We start from the raw sequence: 11,476 nt of genomic DNA on the forward strand, positions 1-11,476 counted from the left end.
GCGCCCGCCGGTTCGGGTCGGGCGGGCGCCGCGGGGTCGTGAGGTCGGTTCCCGGTCTGTCCGGGTCGGGGACCGGCCGGCGGCTCACCCGGGGACCGGCCGGTGGGTCAGAAGTGCGTGCCGCCGTCGATGCGGACCTCGGTGCCGGTGATGAACGCGCCGTCGGCGCTCGCCAGCATCGCCACGACGCCCGCGACCGCCTCGGGGCCGGCGAAGCCCTGTCCGATGGCCGGGGCCAGCTTCAGGAACAGGCTCATGTCGGCGTCCTCGGGAAGACCCGGTCCGGCGCTCTGTCCGCTGCGTCCGGAGCCGTCGGTCATCCCGGACGAGATGGAGCCGGGCTGCACGGCGGTGAAGCGGATCCCCTGCTTCGCGTACTCCGCGGCCAGCGCGTGGGTCATCGACTGCACCCCGCCCTTGCTCGCGGCGTACGCGGCCATGTAGGGATGGGCGAACATCGCCGACGTGGAGCTGAAGTTCACCACGGCCGCGTCCTGCCCGTCGAGCAGGGCGGGGATCGACTCGCGGATCATCAGGAAGGTGCCGACGAGGTTCACGCGCAGGATCGTCTCGAACTGCTCCAGCGTCGTCTCCGCCGTGTGCGAGGAGCGCAGGATCCCGGCGGCGTTGACCAGCACGTCGAGCCCGCCGAGGGCGTCCACCGCGGTCGCGACCGCGGCCTTCACGGAGGCCTCGTCGGCGACGTTCACCTCCACGGTGGTCAGGCGCGCGGCGGCGTTGCCGGCCTTCTCGACGGTGTCGGCGAGACCCGCGGGGCTGACGTCGGCGGCGACGACGCGTCCTCCCTCGGCGAGCATGCGCAGGACGGTGGCCTGGCCGATGCCGGATCCTCCGCCGGTGACGAGCGCGCGGCGACCTTCGTAGCGGTTCATGGTGTTTCCCTTCGTCGGTTCCGGGTCCGGGAGGGCCGGATCCGTCGGCACCGTCTTGCAGTGCCTAACTGGCACAACGTGTCATATTGTCACGAACGACGCGCGAGCGCCAGGTATTCCCGTACCCTCGGAGGATGAACGAGGCACCGGGCCTGCGCGATCGTCGGAGGGCCCAGACCGCGCAGGAGATCGCCGAGGCCGCCGCCGCTCTGTTCGCCGAGCGCGGCGTCTCGGGCGTGACGGCCGCGGAGATCGCCGAGCGCGCGGGCGTGTCGCTGCGCACCTTCTACCGGTACTTCGCCACGAAGGAGGACGCGGTCGCGCCCGTCCTCGAGGTCGGCGCCGCCCGGTGGCAGGCGGCGCTGGCGGAGTCCGCGGACGACCCCGCCGTCGCGATCCCTGCGGTGATGGGCGCCCAGCTCACGCCCGGAAGCGACGCGGAGGCCGACGGGCTCGCCCGGATGCGGCCGCTCCTGCGCGGCATCGACGAGGATCGCGAGCTGCGCGCGGTGTGGCTGCGCGTGAACGAGGAGTCGGAGCGCCGGCTCGTGACGATCATCCGGGACCGGGCCGGCGCGGACCGCTTCCAGGCCGGGCTCCTCGCCGCCGCCGCGACCGCCTCCATCCGGCTGGCTCTGGAGGAGTGGGCCAGGACCGAGGCGGGCGTGCACGGCGAGGGCTCGCCCGCGCAGCTGGCGAAGCGGGCCTTCGCGGCCCTCTCGCCGGCCGCCGCGTCCTAGTCTGGGGACATGACGATCCCTACTCTCGGACTCAACGACGGTCATCGGATCCCCCAGCTCGGCTACGGCGTCTTCAAGGTGCCGGCCGCGGAGACGGAGCGGGCCGTCAGCGACGCGCTCGAAGCCGGATACCGGCACATCGACACGGCGGCGGTCTACGGCAACGAAGAGGGCGTCGGTGCGGCCATCGCCCGCAGCGGCATCGCCCGGGACGACCTGTACGTCACCACGAAGCTCTGGAACGACCGCCACGACGGCGACGAGCCCGACGCGGCGATCGCGGAGAGCCTGGAGAAGCTGGGCCTCGACCGCGTCGACCTCTATCTCGTGCACTGGCCGACCCCCGCGAACGACAACTACCTGCACGCGTGGGAGAAGCTCATCGGGATCCGTGACCGGGGCCTGTCGACCTCCATCGGGGTCTCCAACTTCCTCGTGCCGCACCTGGAGCGCATCGTCGCCGAGACCGGCGTGGTCCCCGCCGTGGACCAGATTGAGCTGCACCCCGCGTACCAGCAGCGCGACGTCGTGTCGTGGGCCCGCGACAACGACGTCCGGATCGAGGCCTGGGGTCCGCTCGGGCAGGGCAAGTACGACCTGTTCTCCGTCCCCGCCGTCGCCGACGCGGCCGCGGCGCACGGCAAGACGCCCGCCCAGGTGGTCCTGCGCTGGCACCTGCAGCACGGCAACGTCGTCTTCCCGAAGTCCGTCCGCCCCGAGCGGCTGCGCGAGAACCTCGACGTGTTCGACTTCACCCTGACCGACACGGAGTTCGCCGCGATCGACGCCATCGACCCGGGCGACGGGTCGGGCCGCGTCGGCAGCCACCCGAACGACGTGAACTGACGGCGCACGCGCAGGACGGGCACCGAGAGCGAGGAGCGGATCATGGCGAACCGGCTCGCGGGATCCCTGAGCCCGTACCTGCGCGCGCACGCCGACAACCCGGTGGACTGGTACCCCTGGGGCGAGGAGGCGTTCGCGGAGGCGGAGCGGCGCGACGTGCCGCTGCTGATCTCGATCGGCTACTCGACCTGTCACTGGTGCCACGTGATGGCGCGGGAGTCGTTCGCGGATCCCGTCACCGCGGCCGCGATCGCCGCCGGGTTCGTCGCCGTGAAGGTCGACCGCGAGGAGCACCCGGAGGTCGACGCGGCGTACATGGCCGCCGCATCCGCATTCACGCAGAACCTCGGCTGGCCGCTGACGGTGTTCACCACGCCCGGCGGCCACGCGTTCTACGCCGGCACGTACTGGCCGCCGACCGCCCGGGCGCCGTTGCCGGCCTTCCGCGACGTGCTCGGCGCGGTCCGGGAGGCCTGGGCGCTGCGCCGCGCCGACGTCGAGGCGTCGGCGGGCGCGGTGGCCGACGCGCTGGTCCGGGCCGCGGCCGACGCCGCCGCGGGTGACGCGCCGCTGCCGAGCGCCGCCGCGCTCGCCGAGGCCGCGCGCGGGATCGCCGCGCGCGAGGACGCGGTGCACGGCGGATTCGGCGGGGCGCCGAAGTTCCCGGTGGCCACCGCGCTGCGTTTCCTGCAGCAGCCGGTCGTGCGTCGCGAGGCCCCCGACGCCGCGGGCGCCGCCGAGCGGGCGCTGCGCGCGATGTCGGACAGCCCCCTGCGGGATCCGGTCGACGGCGGGTTCTTCCGTTACGCGACGCAGCGGGACTGGAGCGTGCCGCACTACGAGCGGATGCTCACCGACAACGCCCAGCTCCTGGACGTGGCACGGTGCTCGGACGCGTTCGCCGCCGGTGACGAGAGCGTCGCCCGCGGGATCGCCCGGTTCCTGCTCGATGTGCTTCGCCGACCCGGCGCTGCGGGGGAGCACGCCCTCTCCGGAGGCTTCGGCGCGGCCCAGGACTCGGAGTCGTGGATCGACGGGCTGCGCAGCGAGGGCGGCTACTACGCCTTCGACGCGGCGGGGCGCGCGGGGCTCGAACGGCCCGCCGTCGACGCCAAGGTGGTCACCGGATGGAACGGCCTCGCGATCGGCGCCCTCGCCCGCGCCGGGGCGCGGATGGCGGAGCCGACCTGGATCGAGGCGGCGGCCGAGGCGGCCCGGTTCGTGCTCCGGGTCAACCGGGACGCGGACGGGCGGCTCGTGCGGACCTCCACCGACGGCCGCGCCGCCGCGGCGGTCGCGACACGCGCCGACCTCGGTCTTCTCGCGGACGGCCTGTTCGCCCTCGCGCTCGCCACCGGTGAGGCGGAGTGGGCCGCCACCGCCCGCACCGTGCTGTCCGAGGCCGTGTCGCTCGGCGGGGACCCGGTCCTGTCGGCGCGCGGGATCGGCGGGACCGGCGACGACTCCGACGGGGACCTGCCCTCCGGGGCCTCCGCCCTCGCCGCCGCCGAGCGGACGGCCTGGCTCCTCGGGGCCGGGGAGGAGCATCGCGCTCGCGCGGAGGCGCTGGTCGCCGAGCGGGCGGGCCGCGCTCTCGCGCAGCCCTTCGCCCACAGCGCGACGCTGGCGGTGGCGGCCGGGCTGGCGGAACCGCCCCGGCAGATCGTCGTGGTCGCCGACGCGCCCGACGGGCCGCTGGCCCGCGCGGCACGGGCCGCGGACGCCGACCTCGTGGCCGTCGTCACCCCGGCGCAGGCCCGCGCGTTCGCCGAGGCGGGGTTCGCCCTGTTCGACGGCAAGGCGGTGTCGCCCGATGCGGGCGGAGCGGGCGGGGTCGCGTTCGACTGCCGGTCCTTCGTCTGCCGCCTGCCGGTGTCCGACCCGTCGGCGATCGCCCGGACGCGCTGAGGGGCGTTCCGCGCGACGTCGGCCCGAGGTCGGCTCGGGGCCGGCGCGCAGGTCGGGGCCACCCGTCGGATCGCCGGAAGAAGGCGAAAGGACTGTGCAGTCTGTTCAGTGTCGATGCGGAGACGCCGGTGCGACTGCACGCCGTGCGCAAGGATGGCTGAACCGATTGCCTCATCGGACCGATCCGTCCTAGGGTGTCGCAACGTGCCGGTGATCCGGTCGCCACCCCTCACAGCAAGGACGCTCTGACGATGACCCTCCCCTCGCGCCCCGCGCTCGCGCACGTGCCCGCGTACCGCCAGGGGCGCTCCGCCCCGGCCGGTGCGTCGAAGCTCTCCTCGAACGAGTCGCCGCACCCTCCTCTGCCCTCGGTGGTGGAGGCGGTCCGCGAGCGCCTCACCGCACTGCACCGCTATCCGGACATGAGCGCGGCCGCGCTGATCAACCGCCTCGCACGGCGCTACGACGTGGACCCGCGCTCGGTCACGGTCGGCGCAGGCTCGGTCGAGCTCGCAGCGCAGCTCATCCACGCCGTCGCCGGCGAAGGCGACGAGGTGGTCTTCGCCTGGCGCTCCTTCGAGGCCTATCCGTCCCTCGTGCGCATCGCGGGGGCGACGCCCGTCCCCGTGCCGCTCGACGCCGACCACCGCCACGATCTCGACGCGATGCGCGCGGCGATCACCGACCGGACGCGCCTCGTCTTCGTCTGCAACCCGAACAACCCCACCGGCACCGTCGTGACGGCCGCGGAGCTGGAGCGGTTCGTGGACGCCGTCCCGCGCGACGTGCTCGTCGTCGTCGACGAGGCGTACGTCCACTTCGACCGCACCGCGCGCGTCGACGGCGAGGCCCGGGGTCTCGGGATCGACCTCTTCCGGCGCTACCCGCACGTGGCCGTCCTCCACACCTTCTCGAAGGCGTACGGTCTGGCGGGGCTGCGCATCGGCTACGCGATCTCGCCGGTCTCCGTCGCGGACGACCAGCGCAAGGTCGCCGTGCCGTTCGGCGTGACCGACCTCGCGCAGGCGGCGGCCCTGGCGTCGCTCGACGCCGAGGCGGAGCTGGCGGTCCGGATCGACGAGGTCGTCGCGCAGCGCGACCGGCTGGCCGGGATGCTCCGCGACGCGGGCTGGCCCGCCGTCGCCTCCGAGGCCAACTTCGTCTGGGTCCCGGCGGGCGACCGCGCCGCGGAGCTCGACGAGCTGCTGACCGCGGGCGGGGTCGTGGCCCGGACGTTCGCCGGGGAGGGGGTGCGGATCTCCTCCGGATCGGGGGAGGACGTCGACCGCGTCGCCGCCGCGCTGGCCGCCCGCGCCGTCGAGGGGGTGCGCGCATGAGCGCCGAGGTCCCCGTCGTCACCACCACGACCCGCGGCCTCCAGCCCGGCCTCACCCGCCGCCAGATCTCCATGATGGGTCTGGGCGGGGCGATCGGCGCCGGCCTGTTCGTCGGCTCCGGGCAGGCGATCGGGATCGCCGGTCCGGCGGTGCTGATCTCGTACTTCGTCGGCGGCGCCATCGTCGTGCTCGTCATGGCCATGCTCGCGGAGATGGTGGCCGCGCGTCCGAGCTCGGGGGCGTTCAGCTCCTACGCCCAGCGGGCCCTCGGACGCAGCGCGGGAAGCGCGGTCGGATGGCTCTACTGGATCCAGCTCATCGTCGTGATCGCCGCGGAGGCGACCGGCGCGGCCGGCATCGTGGCCGGATGGGTGCCGGGCGTCCCGGCCTGGGTCTGGGTGCTCGTGTTCGTCGCCGCCCTGACCGCGGTCAACCTCTTCGGCGTGCGCAACTACGGCCGTTTCGAGTTCTGGTTCGCGGCCGTCAAGGTCATCGCGATCATCGCCTTCCTCGTGGTGGGGGTGTGCGCGATCCTGGGCCTGATCCCCGGCGTGCCCGCGACCGGGATCGGCAACCTCGTGGCTCACGGCGGCTTCGCTCCTGCGGGCGTCGCCGGTGTCGCGGCCGCGCTGCTGATCGTCGTGTTCGCCTTCGGGGGCACCGAGGTCGTCGCGATCGCGGCGGCCGAGTCCGACGACCCGGCCCGCAACATCCGGCGCATCGTGCGCGAGGTGATGGTGCGCATCCTCGTCTTCTACCTCGGGTCGATCTTCGTGATCGTGACGGTCCTGCCCTGGAACGACCCCGCGGTGAAGGAAGGCCCGTTCTCCGCCGTCCTGGCGACGATCCGGGTGCCCGGCGTGGACCTGGTGATGTCGGTGATCGTCGTCGTCGCGCTGCTGTCGGCGATGAACGCCAACATCTACGGCGCCTCGCGGATGGCGTTCTCGCTCGGCGAGCGCGGGCTCGCCCCGCAGGTCGTCACGCGCACGAGCGCGGCGGGCGTTCCCCGGGTGGCCGTGCTCGCCTCGGTCGCGTTCGGCTTCGTGACCGTCGGATTGAACTGGGCTTTCCCCGACGTGGTGCTCCCGGCCCTGCTGAACGTCGTGGGGTCCACGCTGCTGGTGATCTGGATCTCGACGGCCGTCGCGCAGATCGTGCTGCGCCGTCGCGCGGACCGCGCGGGCGAGGACATGCCGGTGCGGATGTGGGGCTTCCCGTGGCTCTCGTGGCTCTGCCTGGCCCTGCTGGTCGGGGTGATCGTGCTGGCGATGACCGATGCGGCCGCGCGCACGCAGCTGCTGCTCACCCTGGGCCTCACGGTGGCGCTCCTCGTGATCGCGCGGCTCACCCGCGGGATCTCGCGCCCGGGCGTGCTGCGCGAGACCGACGCCGACGGGGCGTGACGTGCGCATCGACCGGCTCGACGCCGACCTCATCCGCCTGCTCACCGAGACGCCGCAGCTGCCCGTGCTGGAGTGCGCGCGTCGGCTGGGCGTCGCCCGCGGGACGGTGACCAGCCGCCTGGCGCGGCTCCACGAGGCCGGCGTGATCGAGGGGATCGTGCCCCGTGTCGATCCGGGCGGCTTCGGCTACGGACTGGTCGCGTTCTGCCTGGTGGAGATCGATCAGAAGATCGGTCACGACGAGGTGGCGGCGGCGCTGGCGGACGCGGTGCCGGAGATCATCGACATGTACACCGTCACGGGGGCCAGCGACATGCAGCTGCGCCTCGCCGCCCACGACGCGGAGCAGCTCCAGGACGTGCTGGACCGCGTGGCACTGGTCCCGGGGGTCGCGAGGACGGCGTCGTCGATCGCGATGCGCACGCACCTGTCCAACCGCACGCTGCCGCTGGTGGATCACGTCGCCGGGGGCCCGGGGGCCTCGGTCTAGCGCCTCGCCATCGGTCCGATCCGCACATCGAGTCCCGATCTGCACACGGATCCGCAGGGATCCTGTGCAGATCGGGGCGATGTGTGCAGATCGGGACACATCGCCCCGGCGTGCGGGCGGATCAGACCCAGCTCGGCATCCAGTTGTGCAGGAGCCAGAAGTCGTAGGGCACGGCCATGCCGGTCCACAGCGGATAGAAGAACGCGGACACCAGCAGCACCGCGACCACGACGACGAGCACCGTGCGCTGACCGGCCTGCCGGCGGTGTCGCGGGGCATCCGGCGACCCGGCGATCTCCCGCAGCGTCAGCACGAGGGCGAGGATGAGGAAGGGCGCCATCGCCACCGTGTAGAACTGGAAGATCGTGCGTCCCGGGACGAGCAGCCACGGCAGGTACGTCGCCGCGAGCCCGACCAGCGGGATCACGAACGACCACGGCATCGGCCGCCCCTCGCCCAGACCGCGCACGAACCGGAACAGCAGGTACAGCGCCGCCGCCACGCCCAGGTACCACAGCAGCGGGTTCGGGATGGTCGAGATCGTCGCGATGCAGTCGTCCGCGCCGGGGCACGGCGCGTCCCGTCCGCCGACCCACACGGCCGTCGGACGCAGCAGCAGCGGCCACTGCCATGCGGGGCTGGCGTACGGGTGCCCGCTCGTGAGCGAGACGTGGAACCCCATGATCGCCTCGTGGTACTTCCACAGCCCGACGAACGGATTCGGATCGATCCGCCGGTCGTAGCCTCCGGTGCTCGCGAACCACCCGGCCCACGACGCGAGGTACACGACCAGGGCCGGGGGGACGAGGAGCAGGAACGACACCGGCCCCTGCCGCAGCGCCGCATCCGTGGGCCAGAGCGCCACGCCGGCGCGACGGCGGGCGAGGGCGTCGGTGACGACGAGGTACAGTCCGAGCGCCGCCAGGGCGTACAGACCCGACCATTTCACCGCCGTCGCCGCGCCGAGGGCGAGTCCGGCGGCGACGATCCAGGGGCGCCGCCACAGCACGCGTCCCCAGAGGGGAGGGGCGTCGTCGCGGGCGTGCGTGCGCGGGTCCTGGAGGCGGTGCATCGTCCGGCGCCGGTCGAGGAGCACGAAGAGGAACCCCAGAAGGACGAAGAACGTGAGGATCCCGTCGAGCAGCGCGATCCTGCTGAGCACGATCCCGAGCCCGTCCACGGCCAGGAACAGCCCGGCGAGCGAGGCGACGGCGATCGAGCGGGACAGCTCGCGGGCGATGAGGTAGACCAGCAGCACGGAGAGCGTGCCGAGTACCGCCGTCATGAGCCGCCAGCCCGCGCTGGAGCCCGGCCCGAGCAGGCCCAGTCCCAGCGCGACGATCCATTTGCCCAGCGGCGGATGCACGACGAAGCTCGTGTCGGTCTGGAGCGCGCTGGTGTCGCCCCGCGCGAACAGCTCGTTCGCGGTGGCTCCGTCGGCATCCCGCCAGACCCCCTCGTACCCCTGCACCCACAGCGACCAGGCGTCCTTGACGTAGTACGTCTCGTCGAAGGCGAGCGAGTGGGGGTGGCCGAGGTTCGCGAAGCGAAGGATCCCGGCGAACAGCGTCAGCACCAGCGGCGCGAGCCACGTCATCAGACGGCGGCGGCCCGGCTCCAGCATCCGGGAGGCGCGCACCCGCTCCCAGGCGGTCGGCCGCAGGTCGACGGAGGGAAGCAGAGGCGCGGTCACCCGCCCAGCCTATGCTGGGCAGGTGCTGATCCTCGCGGCGACCCCGATCGGGAATCTCGGCGACGCCTCGGCGCGTCTGATCGAGGTGCTGGAGAACGCCGTGGTGGTCGCCGCCGAGGACACCCGGACGACGCAGCGGCTGCTCCAGGCGCTGGGCATTGGCAACCGGCCCCGCCTGATCGCCCTGCACGATCACAACGAGAAGGCGAGGGCCGCGGAGCTGGCGGCGATCGCCGCGGACGAGGACCTCGTCGTGCTCAGCGATGCGGGGATGCCGACCGTCAGCGACCCGGGGTACGGTCTCGTGGCCGCGGCGGTCGATCAGGGCGTGACGGTCACCTCGATCCCTGGGCCGAGCGCCGTGGTCACCGCGCTCGCGGTGTCGGGGCTGCCCACGGACCGGTTCGCGTTCGAGGGCTTCCTGCCCCGCAAGGCCGGGGAGCGCGCCCGTGTGCTGCACGCCCTCGCCGCCGAGGCGCGCACGCTGATCTTCTTCGAGTCCCCGTCCCGGCTGGCGGCGACGCTCGCCGACATGGGCGACGCGTTCGGCGACGACCGCCGCATCGCCGTGTGCCGCGAGCTCACCAAGCTGTACGAGGAGGTCCGGCGCGGCACGGCCCGCGAGCTGGCCGCCTGGGCCGCCGCGGGCGTGAAGGGCGAGATCGTCGTCGTCGTGGAGGGCGCGCCGGAGCGCTCGGTGTCGCCCGACGACGCGCTGGCGCAGGTGCAGGACCTCGTTGCCGGCGGCGTCCGGCTCAAGGAGGCCGCGGCCGAGGTCGCCGCGCAGACGGGGCTGTCCTCGCGGGAGCTCTACCAGGCGGCGCTCGCCGCCCGTGGCCGCTGAGCGAGGCGGTGCTCGGTGAACCGGCCTGCTGCTCGCCGGTTAGCCTGGGGACATCCGCAGACCGGAGCCATCGGAAGGAGCGCCGGATGGCGAAGACGCCGACCGTGTACGACGTCGCCGAGCACGCGGGCGTGTCCATCGCGACGGTCTCCCGGGTCCTTCGCCTGCCCGATGCGGTGCGTCCGGCGACCCGCGACCGCGTGCATGCGGCGATCGCCGCCCTCGGCTACGTCCCGAGCGGCAGCGCCCGCGGGCTCGCCGAACGGCGCACCGGCGTGCTCGGCCTGTACTTCCCGGGTTTCGACGCGGTCGACGAGGTGCTGGACTTCGACGCTCTCGCGGGCGACGCCACGCCGGCGCCGCCCTTCACGGTGGTGCGCGAGCCGGAGGACGCGGCCGGGCCCGAGGACGCGCAGGGATCCATGCTGTTCATGGACGAGGTGCTCCGCGGCGCGGAGCTCGAAGCCTGGCGGCAGGGATTCGTCCTCATGGTGGGGGTCGGCCGGGACGATCCCGTCCGCTCGACGGTGCGCGACATGGCCGGGCGCGTGGACGGCCTGGTGGTCCTCGCCTCCAGCGTGCCGGACGACGAGCTCGACCACCTCGCGCAGCGGATCCCGGTGGTCGTGCTGTCGGGGCCGGCGCACGGTGACCGCTTCGACCACGTCACCGTCAGCAACACCGAGGCGATGGCCGAACTGACGCGCCACGTGCTGGCGCGGACCGGTGGGCGGGCGCCGGCGTACGTCGCGGGGCCGGCGGACTCCCCGGACAGCGCGGAGCGGTGGACCGGGTTCGCGCGCGCGGTCGCGGACGCCGGCATCGCGATCGACGAGGTCCGCGTGCTGCGCGGCGACTTCACCCGGGCCTCGGGCCGGCGTGTCGCCGACGAGCTGCGGGCGAGCGGACTGCCCCCGGCGCTGATGTCGTCCAACGACCAGATGGCGCTGGGGGCGCTCGACGGCTTCCGCGACGCCGGGATCCGTGTTCCGGAGGACCTCGTCGTCACCGGCTTCGACGGCATCGACGCCGCCGCGCATGCCTCGCCGCGACTGACCACCGTGCGCCAGCCGATGATCGAGCTCGGCCGAGCCGCGGTGCAGGTGCTCGCACGGCGCCTGGAGGATCGCGACGCCGCGCCGATGTCGGTCCGGCTGCCCGTCGAGATCGTGCTGCGCGCAAGCTCCCTGCCTCCGGCCTGAACACCGCCGACTCGGGCCCGCCCGGGCGGAGGGGGTTGTGATCGTCAAATGTATGCGCTTACAATCAGAGGGCGCGGCAGGGACGCCGCGCAGGCCCCCGAGCTTCGGGAGGCCCTG

10 protein-coding genes are annotated in these 11,476 nt (G+C 73.6%); 8 read left to right on the forward strand and 2 right to left on the reverse strand.

All coding sequences use genetic code 11. The features are described from left to right. Positions 1-107 precede the first annotated feature (107 nt). Positions 108-893, reverse strand: a complete 786-nt coding sequence (locus tag K8F61_RS00475) for an SDR family NAD(P)-dependent oxidoreductase (RefSeq protein ID WP_231820339.1) — start codon at positions 891-893, stop codon at positions 108-110. Positions 894-1,027: 134 nt separating this feature from the next. Here K8F61_RS00475 and K8F61_RS00480 point away from each other — a divergent pair, with 134 nt between their 5' ends. From K8F61_RS00480 to K8F61_RS00505, 6 genes are all read left to right on the forward strand, one after another. Continuing rightward, on the forward strand, positions 1,028-1,633 hold the full coding sequence (locus tag K8F61_RS00480; protein WP_231820340.1) for a TetR/AcrR family transcriptional regulator: 606 nt from the start codon (positions 1,028-1,030) through the stop codon (positions 1,631-1,633). Positions 1,634-1,642: 9 nt separating this feature from the next. Further along, entirely contained in the window at positions 1,643-2,479 is an 837-nt protein-coding gene (locus K8F61_RS00485; protein ID WP_067248354.1) for an aldo/keto reductase, read from the forward strand. Positions 2,480-2,521: 42 nt separating this feature from the next. Beyond that, positions 2,522-4,387 carry a thioredoxin domain-containing protein gene (locus tag K8F61_RS00490; protein WP_231820341.1) on the forward strand — a complete coding sequence of 622 codons (1,866 nt, stop codon included), beginning with the start codon at positions 2,522-2,524 and terminating at the stop codon, positions 4,385-4,387. Between the two features lie 251 nt (positions 4,388-4,638). After that, positions 4,639-5,724, forward strand: coding sequence for a histidinol-phosphate transaminase (hisC, locus tag K8F61_RS00495; protein ID WP_231820342.1), 1,086 nt, complete (start codon positions 4,639-4,641; stop codon positions 5,722-5,724). Beyond that, complete coding sequence (locus K8F61_RS00500; RefSeq protein WP_231820343.1) at positions 5,721-7,130, forward strand: amino acid permease; 1,410 nt, start codon at positions 5,721-5,723, stop codon at positions 7,128-7,130. The genes hisC and K8F61_RS00500 overlap by 4 nt, the downstream gene beginning before the upstream one ends. Position 7,131: 1 nt before the next feature. Further along, positions 7,132-7,620: an Lrp/AsnC family transcriptional regulator gene (locus K8F61_RS00505; protein WP_067248231.1), complete on the forward strand. Its 489-nt coding sequence runs from the start codon at positions 7,132-7,134 to the stop codon at positions 7,618-7,620. Positions 7,621-7,741: 121 nt separating this feature from the next. Here K8F61_RS00505 and K8F61_RS00510 read toward each other — a convergent pair whose 3' ends face one another. Continuing rightward, the gene (locus tag K8F61_RS00510; protein WP_231820344.1) at positions 7,742-9,313 is read right to left on the reverse strand and encodes a dolichyl-phosphate-mannose--protein mannosyltransferase; all 1,572 of its coding nucleotides are present in this window, start codon (positions 9,311-9,313) and stop codon (positions 7,742-7,744) included. Positions 9,314-9,335: 22 nt separating this feature from the next. Here K8F61_RS00510 and rsmI point away from each other — a divergent pair, with 22 nt between their 5' ends. Next, on the forward strand, positions 9,336-10,157 hold the full coding sequence (gene rsmI, locus K8F61_RS00515) for a 16S rRNA (cytidine(1402)-2'-O)-methyltransferase (protein ID WP_231820345.1): 822 nt from the start codon (positions 9,336-9,338) through the stop codon (positions 10,155-10,157). A gap of 86 nt (positions 10,158-10,243) precedes the next feature. Beyond that, positions 10,244-11,359: a LacI family DNA-binding transcriptional regulator gene (locus tag K8F61_RS00520; protein ID WP_231820346.1), complete on the forward strand. Its 1,116-nt coding sequence runs from the start codon at positions 10,244-10,246 to the stop codon at positions 11,357-11,359. Positions 11,360-11,476: the final 117 nt, after the last annotated feature.

The organism is Microbacterium resistens, assembly GCF_021172025.1.
Classification (GTDB): Bacteria; Actinomycetota; Actinomycetes; order Actinomycetales; family Microbacteriaceae; genus Microbacterium; species Microbacterium resistens.

Excerpts from the sequence above, each read along its gene's own strand:
- K8F61_RS00475 (WP_231820339.1), bottom strand. The coding sequence starts at position 893 with ATGAACCGCTACGAAGGTCGCCGCGCGCTCGTCACCGGCGGAGGATCC.
- K8F61_RS00480 (WP_231820340.1), top strand. The coding sequence starts at position 1,028 with ATGAACGAGGCACCGGGCCTGCGCGATCGTCGGAGGGCCCAGACCGCG.
- K8F61_RS00485 (WP_067248354.1), top strand. The coding sequence starts at position 1,643 with ATGACGATCCCTACTCTCGGACTCAACGACGGTCATCGGATCCCCCAG.
- K8F61_RS00490 (WP_231820341.1), top strand. The coding sequence starts at position 2,522 with ATGGCGAACCGGCTCGCGGGATCCCTGAGCCCGTACCTGCGCGCGCAC.
- hisC (WP_231820342.1), top strand. The coding sequence starts at position 4,639 with ATGACCCTCCCCTCGCGCCCCGCGCTCGCGCACGTGCCCGCGTACCGC.
- K8F61_RS00500 (WP_231820343.1), top strand. The coding sequence starts at position 5,721 with ATGAGCGCCGAGGTCCCCGTCGTCACCACCACGACCCGCGGCCTCCAG.
- K8F61_RS00520 (WP_231820346.1), top strand. The coding sequence starts at position 10,244 with ATGGCGAAGACGCCGACCGTGTACGACGTCGCCGAGCACGCGGGCGTG.